Genomic DNA, 15,160 nt, shown 5'->3' with positions numbered 1-15,160 from the left:
GTTATGAAAGCCATATTGATCGCCCTCGTTGGGCTCTCGCTTTCCGCCCCTGTCTTCGCCGCCGACGGTGATAACACCAGCGAAGAGAATGTGTATGCCAGCCAGCTGTGCCATCTGGTGAGCACGGAAAAAAAGACCAGCGATCTGGATACCTATACCGCGAAGATGAAGTCTCAGCTGGCTGCCAGCCAGTCTTCTTCGGCCGTGGATAAGCCTGAATTCAATGAAGAAACGGCGCAGGAAGTGATCAGCGCCTGGATGGAGCTAGGCGAGGATGAACGTGCGCAGCTGCGCCATAATCAGCAGCAGTGCGAGCAAACTGTTATGACCCAATTCCAGCAGCAAGATTAAATCCCCGTCATACTTCGTGCTGTAGCGGCGTTGGCTGCGTTTGTTCGCCCCGGTCACTTACTACAGTAAGCTCCCGGGGACTCGCATCCTTGCCGCCTTACCACAGTCCGAATTATTTAGGGGATTAAATCCCCGTCATACTTCGCACTGTAGCGGCGTTGGCTGCGTTTGTTCACCCCGGTCACTTACTACAGTAAGCTCCCGGGGACTTGCATCCTTGCCGCCTTGCCACAGTCCGAATTATTTAGGGGATTAAATCCCCGTCATACTTCGCACTGTAGCGGCGTTGGCTGCGTCTGCTCACCCCGGTCACTTACTACAATAAGCTCCCGGGGACTCGCATCCTTGCCGCCTTGCCACAGTCCGAATTATTTAGGGGATTAAATCCCCGTCATACTTCGCACTGTAGCGGCGTTGGCTGCGTTTGTTCGCCCCGGTCACTTACTACAGTAAGCTCCCGGGGACTCGCATCCTTGCCGCCTTGCTACAGTCCGAATTATTTAGGGGATTTCACTACTGAGCCGATAAACAGGTCTCGGGATTTCACTACTAAGCCGATAAACAGGTCTCGGGATTTCACTACTGAGCCGATAAACAGGTCTCGGGATTTCACTACTGAGCCGATAAACAGGTCTCGGGATTTCACTACTGAGCCGATAAACAGGTCTCGGGATTTCACTATTGAGCCGATAAACAAGTCTCTGGATTTCACTATTGAGCCGATAATCAGGTCTCGGGTAGGTGCTATGAGATGGCGGCAAAAGTTATGCAGATTAACGATAAAATAAGCGCCTTTTTAGGCGCTTTTTTAATGGATCTTTTGTACAAAATGCGTACATAATCGCCAGCGTTGAAATTCGACACATATCACATAACGAGACGCAGCCCACAAGGCTGACATGTTTATTTCAATACTGGCTACTGGGCATGAAACTTACACGGCGTCACTTTTTGTTGGCAACCGGGGCAACCGTCCTTTCGATGACCACAGGCAAACTGTTTGCCCGTGATGACATCATCCCATTATGGCCTGACGATCCGCCGGGTGGCGGCGGGCCGTCTGGACTCTTGAAAGTCAGTATGAACGGCTCCTGGACAAACATTGTTTCTCCAGCCATTCAGCGCTTCCGGCCAGAAAATCCGAATGGCGAAGCGGTGATTGTGGCTGCTGGTGGCGGCTACCGCTTTATCGGCATGGGGCGCGAAGCCTGGCCCGTCGCGCGTTGGTTAAATGCTAATGGCTATACCGTTTATGTGTTGAGTTATCGCTTGCCGGGGGAGAAGTGGCAGGCGGGCAACCTCGCACCCTTGCAGGATGCGCAGCGCGCCATTCGTCTGGTGCGTTCAATGGAACGTAAAGTGCACTTGCTCGGTTTCTCTGCCGGCGGACATCTGCTGGGTATGGCGGCGGCACGCCCTGATTTCACCACCTATCCTGCGCAGGACCCGCTTGACCAGATCCGTCCAACGGCCGATAGCGTTGGCCTGATCTACCCGGTCATCACCCTTGAAGCGCCGTATCAGAACACCAAGACGCACCTGATGATGGTAGGCGATCACGCGACACCCACTCAGGAAGCGAACTGGTCAGTGCAGAATTATGTCACCCGACAATATCCACCGACGTTCCTCGCTCAGGCGGAAGACGATCACACCTCAAATCCCCATAACACTGAGATGATGCGCGATGCCTGCCGTCGTATGCAGGTGCCGGTAGAGTTAATTGAACTCAGCAGCGGCGGGCACGGGTTTGGTTTGGGTAAAGCGGGTTCGCCTGCCGCACTGTGGGATCAGGCGTATGTGCGTTGGCTGGATCTGCACAGTTAACCGGGCAGAAGAACATATTATCCGAAGAGACTGACCACAAAAGAGTTACCTGGTGGTCGGCCAGATCTGCTGGTCCTGTGCCCGGTTGTGCCTTTATGCGCGTCTCGCAAATGGGCGCATTACGTCAAATTAAAATACCGGTCCGGCTGATGCGGTTCCGGCAGCGGGAAATCGTTATTCATCGCCTTCAAATTACGCTCGATATTGACGCAAAGCGCATCCAGCGGCAGATGATTAGGCGCAGTGCCGAACGGATCTTCCAACTCCTCTGCCAGTGACTCCAGCGACAGGAAGGTGTAGGAAATAAACACCGACACCAGCGGCGTCATCAGATGCAAATCCGCCACCAGCGCAAACGGCAGCAGGGTACAGAACAGATACACGGTGCGGTGCAGAATCAAACTGTAGGCAAACGGGATAGGCGTGCTGGCCAAACGATCGCAGCCTCCCAGATATGCCGACAGCAGATTGAGATTCTCATCAATGCTCTGCCAGACAATATCCGAGACTAATCCTTCATCGCGCCGCTGCGCTAACCACTCGCCCATACATAACAGCGTCTGCGATGTCGGCATGGGATGGCCCAGCACCGCGCGTTGCCATTTTTCCGGTAGCAGCCTTGCTAAGTCAGCCTGCGCATCGGTTTTGCGCAATCGGTGTTTCAACGCCCAACTGAATGCCAGCTGCAATCCAATAAACTCCTGCACCTGTTCTTCACTGACGCCACGAATCGTTTTTATCTGACGCAGCAGCGAGCGTTGGGCGATATGCATATTGCCCCACAGCGTGCGCGCCTCAATAAAGCGCGCATAGCTGGCGTTGTTGCGGAAGCCAAGAAACACCGCAATCGACACACCAATCAAGCTGAACGGTGCCGTGGTGAGGTGAATGCCGAAAGTGGAATACCAGGGATAACCGATGATGGCGATCACCGACATCAGCAGGTTGAGTGACAGGCGAAATATAATGCTTACCAGTACCGAGCCATGCCAGTCGAACAGCCGGAGGAACCAGTGTTGATGAGGACGTACGATCATTTTTGCGATGGTGTTTTTTATGATTTAGTCGGGACAGGTTACGCCCGTCATTGCTGTATAAGCAATGCGAAAATCAGGTGTTTTCACCACAAGCATAGGCGATATAAGTAGTTTTTATCTTTATAAATCAACCTTCTAAAAACACTTTGAACAAGTTGTAAAATTCTTTGCGTTATCTCTTCGCGGTCCCTTTCTCTAAAGTTCATTCCAGCAGCACAACACACAAATTTAAAAACACTTTAGAGGAATACATCATGTCTAAACTCGACCTGCTCGACCCACAGAACTCAACCCTGATCTTTATCGACCACCAGCCGCAGATGGCCTTCGGCGTCGCCAATATTGATCGCCAGCAGCTCAAAAATAACACCGTCGCTTTGGCAAAAGCGGGCAAAGTTTTCGACGTGCCGGTGATTTATACCTCTGTAGAAACCGAAAGTTTTAGCGGCTACATTTGGCCAGAACTGTTGGCGGTGCACCCGGAATCGAAGCCGATTGAACGTACCTCGATGAACTCGTGGGAAGATGCCAAATTCGTGGAAGCAGTGAAGAAGACCGGTCGTAAGAAATTGATTATTTCAGCGCTTTGGACGGAAGTTTGTCTGACTTTCCCGGCCCTGATGGCCTTGAAAGAGGGCTTTGAAGTGTATGTCGTGACTGACACTTCAGGTGGTACCAGCGTCGATGCCCACGAGCGTTCGATTCAGCGCATGGTGCAGGCCGGTGCGGTGCCAGTGACCTGGCAGCAAGTATTGTTGGAGTATCAGCGCGACTGGTCACGCAAAGAGACTTACGATGCGGTGATGGATCTGGTGCGTGAGCACAGCGGCGCATACGGTATGGGCGTGGATTATGCCTACACCATGGTGCACAAAGCGCCACAGCGTCAGGCTTGAATTACGACCGGCGCGGCAGGCTGTTTTTCAGGGCATCGATAAACAGCCGCAGTGCCATTGATTGATGCTGGTTAGGCGGGAACCACAATGCCATCCCCGCCGACTGCACCCGCCAGTCGGCGAGCAGTTCCACTAACTGACCCGATTGCAGCGCCGCTTCGGCGTAAAGCGACGGTACATAAGCAATGCCCAATCCGCTGATGGCCGCGCTGGTCATCAGCGCGTTATTGTCCAGCGTAACTAAGCCCGGCACATCGATCTCACAGCTATCTTCCGCCTTTGCATACTCCCAGCGATAGCGCTTGCCGCTTGGCAGACGATGGCGAATGCACTGCTGTTGCAGCAAATCCTTCGGCTGTTGCACTGGCGGGTGCGAGGCCAGATATTCGGGGGAAGCGATAGTGATAAAGTGCAATGGACCTCCCAGCGTAATCGCCACCATATCCTGCGGCACATCTTCCATTAACCGAATGCCGGCATCGAAACTGGCTGCGGTGATATCCACCAGCGCACCCTGTGCGGCGAAGTCGAGCTGGATATTGGGGTAGTCGCGACAGAAATCTGGCACCACTTTTTCCAGTAGGATGCTAACTGCCGCATCGCTGGCGCTGATGCGCAGGGTGCCTGCGTGCTGCTGGCGGCGAGCGCTGACATCGTGCAGCACTTCATCCATTTCATTCAGTAGTGGAGCGAGGCGATCGATTAACTGTTGCCCGGCATCGGTGAGCGATACGCTGCGGGTCGTGCGCTGAAAAAGCTGTACCCCCAGATTCTGTTCCAGCGTTTTCACCAGATGGCTGAGTGAAGAGCGCTTCAGGCCGAGCATCTCAGCGGCACGCCGGAAGCTGCGCTGCTCACCCAGCGTTTTGATGGCCTGTAGTTCATGCCAGGAAGGTCTTCTCATTGGTGGATTTTCCTCACCAGGTCATGCGCGATTAGGGAGATTATGACCACCAGTAAAGCGATCTATTATCGGGTTTTCAACCGGAGGACGACAAAATGAAAACCTGGTTAATTACCGGTGCCAGCAGTGGGCTGGGCCGTTTAATGAGTGAAGATTTGCTGGCCCGTGGCGATCGCGTGCTGGCCTGCGTGCGCCGCACCGAGGCAATGACAGATCTTCAAGCGCGATACGGCAAACAGTTACAGGTCATAATGTTGGATTTGGCGAACACCGCCAGCATCGCGCCAGCCATCGCGCAGGCATTTGCCAACGTTGAGCGCGTCGATGTGGTGGTGAGCAACGCTGCTTATGGCCTGTTTGGTGCCGCGGAAGAGCTGAGCGATGCGCAGATTGATCGCCAGATCGCCACTAATCTTACGGGCTCCATTCAGCTGATTCGCGCCGTGATTCCATTGTTGCGCCAGCAGGGCGGCGGCCGCATCGCGCAGATTTCCTCGGAAGGTGGGCAGGTGGCTTATCCCAACTTCAGCCTGTATCACGCCAGCAAGTGGGGCATCGAGGGATTTGTTGAGGCGGTACGGCAGGAAGTAGCCAGCTTTGGCATCGATTTCCTGCTGGTGGAGCCGGGGCCAACCGCCACGAATTTCGGTGCCGGGTTGGATATTGCCGAGCCGCTGAATGCTTATCACGACTCGGCTTCAGGGCAGCTGCGCCGCGCGATCTTGTCGGGTGATTTCGCGATTAAGGGGGATGCCGCGAAATCTGTCTCAGCCATGATCGCCACACTGGATCAGCCTGCCATGCCGCTGCGTTTAGCGCTGGGCAGCACAGCGTATGACAACATTGAGGCCGCACTGGAACGGCGTCTGGCTGAGTTACGCGCGCAAAAAGCCGCCGCATATGGGGCGGATGTTTAATCCAGCAGTTTCTGCAATACGGTAATGTGGCTCTGCTGATCGAGTTGGGTGGCGGTCAGCAGTGTCACTTTTTGCTTTTCCATCCGCTGTTTCAGCTCGGCGAGTACTTCGTTTTGTTGTAACTCGGCACGGTACTGCTTTTCGAAATGGGCGAAATCAATGGTTTCGCTGTGTAGCGCTTTACGTAATGCGGCAGAAGGCGCGATCGCCTTCAACCACGCATCGCAGTGCAGATCGGCTTTTTTCATGCCGCGCGGCCACAGCCGATCGACCAAAACCCTGTAGCCATCCTGCCTGCTGATCTCGTCGTAGACCCGTTTCACATCAACCATTATTGCGCTCCTTTACCGCACATTGTAGCAGGCAGGGAGTGCGCATCGCTGCCACACTTAGCGCACATTCCAGCTATGCACCGACAGTAGCGGCGCAATGTATTGCGCATCTGCCGCGATAACTGATGAACATCTAGATAAGGAGAACAGCAATTATGCAAGCGATGATCCTGAAACAGCCTGGCGGTTTAGAGCATTTGCAACTGGCGGATCTGCCCGATCCGGGTAAACCCGCCGCCGGAGAGATCCGCGTGGTGATCCACGCGACGTCACTCAACTTCCACGATCTGCTGGTGGCAGATGGATCGATTCCCACCGAGCAGGATCGCATCATGATGGCAGACGTTGCGGGCGTGGTCGAAGAGGTCGGGGCAGGCGTCACGGAATTTAAGCCCGGTGACCACGTGGTGTCTTGCTTCTTCCCGCAGTGGCAGGACGGCTTACCCTTTGTGCGAGTGGGCAATTTCGCGCGCACGCCCGGCGATGGTGCAGACGGCTTTGCCGCCGACGTGGTGGTACGTCCGGCCCATCACTTTACGCTCGCCCCGCGTGGCTGGCGCCATGCTGAAGCGGCAACCATCACCACGTCCGGGCTGACGGCCTGGCGCGCATTGGTAGGGGATGCACAAATTAAAGCGGGCGATACCATCGTCACGCTGGGTACTGGCGGCGTGTCGATCACCGCACTGCAAATCGCCAAAGCGATGGGTGCACGGGTGATTGTCACCTCTTCGTCGGATGAGAAGCTAGCAAGGGCGCAAGCGCTCGGTGCCGATGCGGGCATCAACTATCGCAGCACGCCAGAGTGGGGCAAAGCCGTTCAACAGTTGACAGATGGCAAGGGTGCAGATGTGGTGATTGAACTCGGTGGACCGGGCACCATGGCGCAGTCGATAGAGGCGGTGCGCGTCGGCGGTCATATTGCGCTGATTGGTGTACTGACCGGGCGCGAAGGGGTGATCCCCACTTCATTATTGATGGCAAAACAGGCGCGTATTCAGGGCCTGATTGTCGGCCATCGTCGTCAGCAGCAGGACTTTGTGCGTGCATTAGAGCAAACCGGTATTCATCCAGTGATCAGCGACAGCTACGGCTCGTTGAGCGACCTGCCTGCGGCGTTTAAACATCAGCAGTCAGCAGGACATTTCGGGAAGATTACGGTGGAGTGGTAATAAGGTGAGCCTGTTTCCTCTATGAGGAAACAGGCTTCAGCACATCAGTAGTAATCACCGTGGCGGTAATCCCATGACGGGAAGATATCCGACAGCAGCGCCATGATTTTATCGACATCAAGGCCTTTGCGGATCAATACCGGGCACGGCGTGATTTTACGCTCGCCGTTTTGCTGCGGGATCAAACGACCTTCGCTATCCACCATCGACACCATTACGCCCTGCTCGTAGCGCACTTTATTTTCGTCGTTGGGCTGAATAGACTTCACGTAATCATTGGCTTCAATAATTAAATCAGCACGCGCTTCAATACGTTCGCCAATACCCTCAACCAGACCACGGTTTCCCTGACCCGATGGGTTGGCGGAACTGGCGAAAGAGAATTTCCCGTGCTCTTCCCACAGCGCTTTCGCAATATTTTCGCCTGGGCGGCCGAATTTAATCACGAAGCAACTGGTCTGGCGGCCATCCATCATCAGCTCTTTTGAACCGTCAGCCGGAATACGCGCCAGCGCATCTTCGCGCCACGGTAAAATACAGCCCAGCAAAATATCCTGATCCCAATGCTGTTGATAAAGCTGATCAATTTCCGGTGTCAGTTGTGCCAGAGAACGCAGCTGCTCAAGCGAGCCACACAGCACTACGCCTGGCTTGTTGCGCTTGCGCTGCTTGGCTTCGAACTTACGCTCTAACCCGGCTTTATCGGAGGTCATGATGATATAACCCACTTTGGTTGGGCTGACGATCATACCGCCGTCCTGGGACAAAATCTCGATGGCTTCAGGTTGTAACCCGCCATTCCACGTTATTTGTTTACCGCTCATGGATCTACCCTATCTGCGTATCAATAGATGACGTACAGGAATATTACCTGCAATGAAATTAAGGAATTAATTAACCGGGTATTAAGTCTGGGTTAATTATTTTTGCAAAACCATGCTGGCGATAATAGTACGATATTTAAAAGGTTTGCAACTGATGAAAATAACGATGGAATGTATAGGGTTAATTTAAAATAACACGCGGGAATTGTAGTGTTATTTAAACAAGGCGCTGAATAAGTCTTTCAGCGCCAGGGTTAATTAAAATATCAGAGCGTGTGCCACACCGCGCAGCGCAATGCCGAGGATGATGCCCGGCACGGCGAAACGGAACAGACGCGGGAAACGACTCGACAGGCCAAGGAAGATACCAATCCCCGGTAAATCAAAGGTCTGAATAAACCAACCCGCCGAGGCGTTGATGTTGTGCGCACTGTATAAACCTTTTTCGACCAGCCCGGCTACCACGCCGTAGTAGGCGGTGCCGCCTGCCAGGCATTTGGTCAGTGCAGGCAGAATATACACTTCAGAGATGTTGAATCTGTCCAGCAGCGGAGAAACCAGCCGGGTAAGCATCTCAATGCCACCGGATTCTTTCAAAATCCCCACCACCGACAGTGAGAGAATCAGCATCGGCAGCGATCCCAGCGCCAGACGAATCGCGTCCGCACCCGCGCTGTTGATGATGGCGATCAGTCCCATTTTGCTTTCATTATTCGCAACGGCTTCATCTTCATTGAGCAGCGCTGCATCCGAGAGCTTGCGCCCAAAGAAATGATAAGTGGCTGCTGCGGCCAGCACGCCGCCGCAGATGGAGATGAGTATTGCGGCACTCCAGTTGAGCCCGGCAGGAATCAACGGATAAAAAGCGTTGGCTTGCCCCATGGCAAACAGCATCGCCAGCGTGGCCGCCATATGGCGATCGGAAGTGCCGCGTTTTTCCATAATCGCTAATGCCGCTAACGGCGCGGCGAAACTGACAAAGTTCAGCTGGATCAGCGCAAATAACGCCAGTCCGGTAATACCTAAAGGTTTTAATAACGGTGTGGAATGACGTACCACAAAATCCAGCACGCCTTTCACTTCCAGATATTTCATGATGAATAACATCACCACCATGATAGGAATAAGCGTGTACAACGCGACATCCACCGAGGCTTTGCCTGCAGACATAATTATGCTGATGATATTCATGCGGTTGCCTGAACCTCGAACCACGGCTTAATACCGGTAAACATGTTGCTCCCCTTGCTTTAAAAACGCATAAAAATGCCAGCGCGAAGGGCGCTAGCTAAGGGATAAATAGTATCCCGGTGGTGTAAACTTGAGTAGTGAAGAAATTAAATTTTATCTTGCAGGAAATGGCAGGGTGAAATAACCGTGCGCCGACGTTTGTGCGGCGCACAGAAATATTATTCGACGTTTATTCGCTTATCTGACGAATATTACGCGCGGTGCTCTGCAATAATTTAAATGCATCATAACGGTGCTGATGCAGCGGCGAAACTGACGGCTCAGGATGCCAGCGCTTTTCATCAGTGGTCATGTTGGCCATCGCCGAGGTGACGTCGGAATATACGTCACTGGCGGCAGCGGCAAGAATCGCTGAACCCAGTAATACCGGCTCAGGGCAGTGGGTGGATTGCACAGGAAGCTGGCAGCTGTCCGCCAGCAGTTGGCGCACCAAAGAGTGTTGCCCCGCACCGCCGCTGATGACAATCGACCGCGTGACGATACCCTTGCTGGTTTGCGCCTCAATGATTTGGCGCAGACCGTAGCCGAGGCTGCACAAGCCGGCGATATACAGTGCGATCAGACTCGCTTCATCGTTGTCCATACCCAGACCGCAAATCACCGCTCGCGCGTAAGGGTCGCCAAAAGGTGCACGATTACCCGCAAATTCCGGCACGATATGCAGACCTTCGACTAAATCCACCGTTGCTGATTCACTGCGAGATTGCTGCAAAGCCTGTTCCGCAAGGTACACCGGCAGTGAAAGGCCAGCGGCATCGGCGGCCTGCTGTGCACTCGCGGCGGCTGGATGCATCTCCAGCAGGCGATCGATGGCGGCGCCTGCCGCGCTTTGTCCGCCTTCACTCAACCATAAACCTGGCACCATCGCCGAGTAATACGGACCCCACACACCTGGCACAAACGCGGCTTCACGCGTCGGCGTCATGGTGCAGGACGAGGTGCCAAACACATAAGCGAGTTTATCTTCCGGGCTGCCATCTGCGCCCAGCGTACCGACGCCGCCTGCATGGGCATCGATTAACCCGGCGGCCACTGGCGTGCCTGCGGGTAAGCCAAAGTCGGCGGCGGCCTGCGCGGTTAAACCTGTGCCGCACGGTGTGCCTGGCTCGACGATCTGCTGTCCGATACGCGCAAATTTCTCCTGAGCGAATTCCGGCAGGCCAATGGCACTGAAGTAGTCGGCATCCCAGCGCTGCTCATGCGCAAGATAGTTCCATTTGCAGGTGACGGTGCAGGATGAGCGCGCCGTATCGCCTGTCGCGCGCCAGCTGAGGTAATCGGTGAGATCGAAAAAGTGTGCGGCGTTCTGGAACGTTTGCGGGTTGTGGGCTTTCAGCCACAGCAGTTTTGGCATTTCCATCTCCGGTGAGATGCGTCCGCCCACGTAGTCGAGCACCGGATGTTTCGTCGCGTTGATGGCATCGGCCTGCTGCGTCGCGCGGTGATCCATCCACACAATAATATTGCGTTCTGCCTCTCCGTTTGGGCTGACAGGCAACGGTTGCCGCTGTTCATCGATCACCACCAGCGAGCAGGTGGCATCGAAGCCAATGCCAGCCACCGCAGCGGGATCGATAGCGGCAGTGGTCACCGCCTCGCGCACGCAGTGACTGACCGCCTGCCAAATCTCATTGGCGGATTGCTCAACCACATGACCGTGGGCACGGAAGGTGGTGATGGACTGTTTTGCATGGCCTAACAGATTTCCCGCGCGGTCAAACACGCCCGCGCGAGCGCTGGCCGAACCAACATCGACACCAATCAGATATTTTTCGTTACTCATGCTGCTGCACCTCGGTTGGTTACAGGTCAACGCTGTTGGGGAGGATAACAATATCGCGCACTGTGACACCCGGCGAACGTGTCACCATAAACAGCACCGATTCCGCCACTTCAATGGGCTGCATCAGGCTGCCATTGGCCAGCGCGTCCTCCAGTTTCTCCTGCGGCCAGTCATCGAGCAGGGCAGTGACCACCGGGCCCGGCAGCACCGCACCGACGCGCACACCATGCTGCGCCACCTGACGACGGGTTGAATGCACAAAAGCCTGCACTGCAAATTTGGATGCGGTGTAGATCGGTTCCCAGACCACGGGCACCACGCCCGCAATCGAACTGGTGAAAATGATGTCACCCGATTTCTGCGCGATCAGATGCGGCAGCACCGAACGCACGCAGCGAAAGGCCGCGCTGGTGTTGAGTTTCAGTACGCGATCCCAGATATCGGGATCGCCTTCCGCCACTGGCCCGCCAATGTAGGCACCGGCGTTGGCGTGGAAAATATCGAGGCGGCCCGCCAGCTTGAGAATGTCGTCGAGAATCCCGTCAACCTGTTTGCCGTCCATCAGGTCAATTTGCAATGGCAATGCCTGAGGACCCAGTTCCGCCACCAGCTGCTGCAACTTGTCGCCATCGCGATCGATCAGGACGACTTTAGCCCCGGCCTGCAGCAGCACTTTGCTGCATTCCAGACCGATACCGGAGGCAGCACCAGTAATGGCGGCAACTTTTCCGTTGAGTGGGTTATGCATGGAGAAGAGGTTCGTGTTCATCTTATAATCCTTTATCAATGGCGTTTTAGGTGGTGCTCAATCGATGAAGCACAACTATCACCCCGACTTTTAACCAGCAACAAAAAGCGCAATTATGGGATGGGTTCTGTGACGGGGATCGGCAAAAACAAGAAAACCACCATTTATGACCTGGCGGAACTCACCGGGGTTTCGGCGAGTGCGGTGAGCGCGATTTTGAGTGGTAACTGGAAGAAGCGACGCATCAGCGCCAGCACCGCGGAGAAGGTGAGTCGGATTGCGCAAGAGCAGGGCTATGCGCTGAATCGACAGGCCAGCATGCTGCGCACCACGCGCTCGAAAACCATCGGCATGATCGTGCCCAAATACGACAACCGTTATTTTGGCTCAATCGTGGAAAGTTTTGAGCAGATGGCGCGCGATCGCGGCCTGTTCCCGGTGATTACCTGCACGCAGCGCGATCCTGATTTGGAACTCGAAGCGGCGCGCACCATGCTCTCCTGGCAGGTGGATTACATGGTGGTGACCGGGGCCACCGATCCAGATCGTATCACTGCACTTTGTCAGGCCGCGGGCGTTCCCTCGCTGAATCTTGATCTGCCCGGTTCGCTGGCGCCTTCAGTGATTTCGGATAACTTCAATGGCGCATTGAACCTGACGCGTAGCCTGCTGGAGAAGTGCCCGCAGCCGCTGATTTTTATCGGGGGGCGTGCCAGCGATCACAACAGTAAAGAGCGCCTGCGCGGCTTTTTGGCGGCACATCAGGAACGAGGCATTTCTGTGCCGGAGGAAAATCTGCTGCTGTGTGGCTACGAGCCAGAAAAAGCGCAAACGGCGTTGAAAAATCACTTTCAGCAGTATGTAACGGGCCAATTTGGCCTGTTTGTGAACTCAACCATTTCGCTGGAAGGGGTGGTGCAGTTTCTGCGTGCTGAGGATCTGTTATCTGATGATAAACATCCGGCGATTGGCTGTTTCGACTGGGACCCGTTCGTCGCGCTGCTGTGTAAAGACATCAGCATGGTGAAACAGGATGTGGCAGGCATGATGGAAACGGTGTTCCGCCTGATGGAGAGCGGCGAGCAGGAAGTTACAGTCGTGGAAGTGCCGGTGCTGCAGATGTAGTAAAAAAGGCGGCTTTTCTTATGCACGCCTGAGTGCGGGCCACAGCGCCTCTGCTGCTGCCGGGCCGTCCTCGCGCCGCTACGCGGTGCCTTCGGCTGCAACATTGTGCCGGCCGGAACGTTCGGGTACGGCCGTCCTGGCCTACCCGAACTGCCTGTCGCATCCCTGCGCCTGGCTCCTGGCACAACGTCTCCGCCTCAGCGCTGCGAATAGCCCGTTGCAGCAGCAGAGGCGCTGTGGCCTCAGACACTGTGCCCTTTGTGGCAGTAAAAGCGCTATCGCCTGAGTCATCGTGCCCTTTCAAACAGCGTACACGGATGTTAGCAAGCAGGCTGGTGCCGCTCTGGGGCTGGCATTTCGCAGCGCTGAACGGAATAAGGAAGCCAGGAGAGCCAGCATGGATGCTGGCGAAAGGTGCAGCCGGGACAGGGAAAGTCCCGTCTGCGCCGGTCCGTCAGGCTGACGAGTGAAGTGAAGGTGCCGCGTCAGCGGCGCGAGGACCGCCAGCCCCAGAGCGGCACCAGACTGCGTTATCACCACATGCTTAACTGACAAGCATTACGGCAAATGCCGCCCCATTCATCAACGCATGGTAACAAACTCTTCCGCCGCCGTCGGATGAATCGCCACGGTGTTGTCGAAATCTTTCTTGGTAGCGCCCATCTTCAGTGCCACTGCGAAGCCTTGCAGCATCTCATCCATACCGTTACCGATACCGTGAATGCCGACAATCTTCTCTTCCGGGCCGACACATACCAGCTTCATGCGGCACGGCTGGCGATGCTGGGTGACGGCGGTGTACATCGCGGTGAAGGAAGATTTATATACTTTCACCTGGTCGTCGCCGTACTGCTCACGTGCCTGTGGTTCGGTCAAACCAACGGTACCAATCGGTGGATGGGTGAATACCACGGTTGGCACATTGCTGTAATCCAGATGCTCGTCGGGCTTGTTGTTGAACAGGCGCTCTGACAAACGACGCCCTGCGGCGACGGCCACTGGCGTCAACTCCACGGCACCGGTGTTGTCACCGACGGCATAAATGCCTTTCACGTTAGTGTTCTGGAACTTATCAACGTTGATATAGCCTTTTTCGTTCAGCGCCACGCCAGTCACGGACAGATTGAGATTATCGGTAGCCGGTTCGCGACCAATCGCCCACACCAGGCAATCAACGGTTTGATCATGACCGCTTTCCAGTTGCAGCGTCAGGCTGCCGTCGGCGTTCTTGATCACCGCTTTTGGAATCGACTCAGTATGCAGCGTTGGGCCTTCGGCCTGCATCACTTCTACCAGCGTATCGACAATCAGCGGATCGAAGCTGCGCAGCGGCGCGTGTTTGCGTACAAACAGATGGGTTTCGGCACCCAGTGCGTTGACCACACCGGCCAACTCCACCGCGATATACCCTGCGCCCACTACCGCTACACGCTTCGGCAGTGCATCCAGTTCAAAGAAGCCGTCAGAGTCGATACCGTATTCCGCGCCAGGCACTTTAGGATGGCTTGGACGGCCGCCGGTGGCGATCAGGATGTGATCGGCCGTGATGGTTTCGCCGTTCACTTCCACGGTGTTGGCATCAATAAAGCGTGCGAAGCCTTTGATCACTTCAACGTTGTTTTTACCCAGCACGTTATCGTACGAGGTGTGAATGCGGTCGATATAGGCGCTGCGGTTTTTCACCAGCACTGACCAGTCAAAGTGGTTCACGGTGGTATCGAAACCGTAATCGGGGCCATACAAGTGGATGGCTTCGGCAATCTGCGCGGCATGCCACATCACTTTTTTCGGCACGCAGCCGACGTTGACACAGGTGCCGCCCAGCTCTTTGGCTTCAATCAGCGCGCACTTCTGGCCATGCATCGCTGCACGGTTAATCGAGGCGATACCGCCGCTGCCGCCGCCGATGGCGAGGTAGTCAAAATGTCTGGTCATCCGTTGTGTCCATCTGTTGGAAGAAAATTGGCATAGAGTGTAACGCTGCTTGCGTAAG

15 protein-coding genes are annotated in these 15,160 nt (G+C 55.1%); 6 read left to right on the top strand and 9 right to left on the bottom strand.

The genetic code is table 11. The annotated features are described in order from the left end of the window. The first annotated feature begins 3 nt into the window (after positions 1-3). Entirely contained in the window at positions 4-351 is a 348-nt protein-coding gene (locus F3J38_RS22185) for a YaeQ family protein (protein WP_167142136.1), read from the top strand. A gap of 496 nt (positions 352-847) precedes the next feature. Here the strand turns inward: F3J38_RS22185 and F3J38_RS22180 are convergent, their stop codons facing one another. Next, positions 848-1,030, bottom strand: a complete 183-nt coding sequence (locus F3J38_RS22180) for a hypothetical protein (RefSeq protein WP_167142133.1) — start codon at positions 1,028-1,030, stop codon at positions 848-850. Between the two features lie 302 nt (positions 1,031-1,332). Between F3J38_RS22180 and F3J38_RS22175 the strand changes: the two genes are divergently transcribed. Next, positions 1,333-2,178 (top strand): alpha/beta hydrolase, encoded by an 846-nt coding sequence (locus F3J38_RS22175; RefSeq protein WP_038649806.1) that lies wholly within the window; start codon positions 1,333-1,335, stop codon positions 2,176-2,178. 119 nt (positions 2,179-2,297) lie between these two features. Here F3J38_RS22175 and F3J38_RS22170 read toward each other — a convergent pair whose 3' ends face one another. Further along, positions 2,298-3,215: a bestrophin family protein gene (locus F3J38_RS22170; RefSeq protein WP_167142130.1), complete on the bottom strand. Its 918-nt coding sequence runs from the start codon at positions 3,213-3,215 to the stop codon at positions 2,298-2,300. Between the two features lie 254 nt (positions 3,216-3,469). Between F3J38_RS22170 and F3J38_RS22165 the strand changes: the two genes are divergently transcribed. Beyond that, positions 3,470-4,111 carry a hydrolase gene (locus tag F3J38_RS22165; protein WP_034819796.1) on the top strand — a complete coding sequence of 214 codons (642 nt, stop codon included), beginning with the start codon at positions 3,470-3,472 and terminating at the stop codon, positions 4,109-4,111. A 1-nt stretch (position 4,112) separates the two neighbouring features. Here the strand turns inward: F3J38_RS22165 and F3J38_RS22160 are convergent, their stop codons facing one another. Then, on the bottom strand, positions 4,113-5,015 hold the full coding sequence (locus tag F3J38_RS22160; protein ID WP_167142128.1) for a LysR family transcriptional regulator: 903 nt from the start codon (positions 5,013-5,015) through the stop codon (positions 4,113-4,115). Between the two features lie 95 nt (positions 5,016-5,110). Here F3J38_RS22160 and F3J38_RS22155 point away from each other — a divergent pair, with 95 nt between their 5' ends. Continuing rightward, positions 5,111-5,932 carry an SDR family oxidoreductase gene (locus tag F3J38_RS22155; RefSeq protein WP_167142125.1) on the top strand — a complete coding sequence of 274 codons (822 nt, stop codon included), beginning with the start codon at positions 5,111-5,113 and terminating at the stop codon, positions 5,930-5,932. Here F3J38_RS22155 and F3J38_RS22150 read toward each other — a convergent pair. After that, positions 5,929-6,264 (bottom strand): DUF488 domain-containing protein, encoded by a 336-nt coding sequence (locus F3J38_RS22150; protein WP_205298374.1) that lies wholly within the window; start codon positions 6,262-6,264, stop codon positions 5,929-5,931. The two genes, F3J38_RS22155 and F3J38_RS22150, sit on opposite strands and share 4 nt — an antisense overlap. 155 nt (positions 6,265-6,419) lie before the next feature. On the opposite strand from F3J38_RS22150, the gene F3J38_RS22145 reads away from it, so the two are divergent. Beyond that, positions 6,420-7,436 (top strand): zinc-dependent alcohol dehydrogenase family protein, encoded by a 1,017-nt coding sequence (locus tag F3J38_RS22145; RefSeq protein ID WP_167142122.1) that lies wholly within the window; start codon positions 6,420-6,422, stop codon positions 7,434-7,436. Between the two features lie 44 nt (positions 7,437-7,480). Here the strand turns inward: F3J38_RS22145 and F3J38_RS22140 are convergent, their stop codons facing one another. The 4 genes from F3J38_RS22140 to F3J38_RS22125 all read right to left on the bottom strand — a co-directional run bounded on the left by F3J38_RS22140 (position 7,481) and on the right by F3J38_RS22125 (position 12,063). Next, on the bottom strand, positions 7,481-8,260 hold the full coding sequence (locus tag F3J38_RS22140) for an L-threonylcarbamoyladenylate synthase (RefSeq protein WP_167142119.1): 780 nt from the start codon (positions 8,258-8,260) through the stop codon (positions 7,481-7,483). Positions 8,261-8,518: 258 nt separating this feature from the next. Further along, a complete protein-coding gene (locus tag F3J38_RS22135; RefSeq protein WP_167142116.1) occupies positions 8,519-9,451 on the bottom strand; it encodes a nucleoside recognition family protein in 933 nt (310 codons plus the stop codon). Positions 9,452-9,680: 229 nt separating this feature from the next. Beyond that, the gene (locus tag F3J38_RS22130) at positions 9,681-11,294 is read right to left on the bottom strand and encodes an FGGY-family carbohydrate kinase (RefSeq protein ID WP_167142113.1); all 1,614 of its coding nucleotides are present in this window, start codon (positions 11,292-11,294) and stop codon (positions 9,681-9,683) included. 19 nt (positions 11,295-11,313) lie between these two features. Next, positions 11,314-12,063 (bottom strand): SDR family oxidoreductase, encoded by a 750-nt coding sequence (locus F3J38_RS22125; RefSeq protein WP_160869207.1) that lies wholly within the window; start codon positions 12,061-12,063, stop codon positions 11,314-11,316. Between the two features lie 108 nt (positions 12,064-12,171). Between F3J38_RS22125 and F3J38_RS22120 the strand changes: the two genes are divergently transcribed. Continuing rightward, on the top strand, positions 12,172-13,167 hold the full coding sequence (locus F3J38_RS22120; RefSeq protein WP_369411035.1) for a LacI family DNA-binding transcriptional regulator: 996 nt from the start codon (positions 12,172-12,174) through the stop codon (positions 13,165-13,167). Between the two features lie 582 nt (positions 13,168-13,749). Here F3J38_RS22120 and gorA read toward each other — a convergent pair. Beyond that, positions 13,750-15,102 carry a glutathione-disulfide reductase gene (gene gorA, locus F3J38_RS22115; RefSeq protein ID WP_167142109.1) on the bottom strand — a complete coding sequence of 451 codons (1,353 nt, stop codon included), beginning with the start codon at positions 15,100-15,102 and terminating at the stop codon, positions 13,750-13,752. Positions 15,103-15,160 lie beyond the last annotated feature (58 nt).

This window comes from Candidatus Pantoea formicae, from assembly GCF_011752625.1.
Lineage (GTDB): Bacteria > Pseudomonadota > Gammaproteobacteria > Enterobacterales > Enterobacteriaceae > Pantoea > Pantoea formicae.
Note: the sequence above shows the minus strand (reverse complement) of the source record. Positions and strands in the feature narration are given on the sequence as shown.

What these genes read in the sequence shown, in the direction of transcription:
- F3J38_RS22185 (WP_167142136.1), top strand. Translation starts at nt 4, where the DNA reads ATGAAAGCCATATTGATCGCCCTCGTTGGGCTCTCGCTTTCCGCCCCT.
- F3J38_RS22175 (WP_038649806.1), top strand. Translation starts at nt 1,333, where the DNA reads ATGACCACAGGCAAACTGTTTGCCCGTGATGACATCATCCCATTATGG.
- F3J38_RS22170 (WP_167142130.1), bottom strand. Translation starts at nt 3,215, where the DNA reads ATGATCGTACGTCCTCATCAACACTGGTTCCTCCGGCTGTTCGACTGG.
- F3J38_RS22165 (WP_034819796.1), top strand. Translation starts at nt 3,470, where the DNA reads ATGTCTAAACTCGACCTGCTCGACCCACAGAACTCAACCCTGATCTTT.
- F3J38_RS22160 (WP_167142128.1), bottom strand. Translation starts at nt 5,015, where the DNA reads ATGAGAAGACCTTCCTGGCATGAACTACAGGCCATCAAAACGCTGGGT.
- F3J38_RS22155 (WP_167142125.1), top strand. Translation starts at nt 5,111, where the DNA reads ATGAAAACCTGGTTAATTACCGGTGCCAGCAGTGGGCTGGGCCGTTTA.
- F3J38_RS22150 (WP_205298374.1), bottom strand. Translation starts at nt 6,264, where the DNA reads ATGGTTGATGTGAAACGGGTCTACGACGAGATCAGCAGGCAGGATGGC.
- F3J38_RS22145 (WP_167142122.1), top strand. Translation starts at nt 6,420, where the DNA reads ATGCAAGCGATGATCCTGAAACAGCCTGGCGGTTTAGAGCATTTGCAA.
- F3J38_RS22140 (WP_167142119.1), bottom strand. Translation starts at nt 8,260, where the DNA reads ATGAGCGGTAAACAAATAACGTGGAATGGCGGGTTACAACCTGAAGCC.
- F3J38_RS22135 (WP_167142116.1), bottom strand. Translation starts at nt 9,451, where the DNA reads ATGAATATCATCAGCATAATTATGTCTGCAGGCAAAGCCTCGGTGGAT.
- F3J38_RS22130 (WP_167142113.1), bottom strand. Translation starts at nt 11,294, where the DNA reads ATGAGTAACGAAAAATATCTGATTGGTGTCGATGTTGGTTCGGCCAGC.
- F3J38_RS22125 (WP_160869207.1), bottom strand. Translation starts at nt 12,063, where the DNA reads ATGAACACGAACCTCTTCTCCATGCATAACCCACTCAACGGAAAAGTT.
- gorA (WP_167142109.1), bottom strand. Translation starts at nt 15,102, where the DNA reads ATGACCAGACATTTTGACTACCTCGCCATCGGCGGCGGCAGCGGCGGT.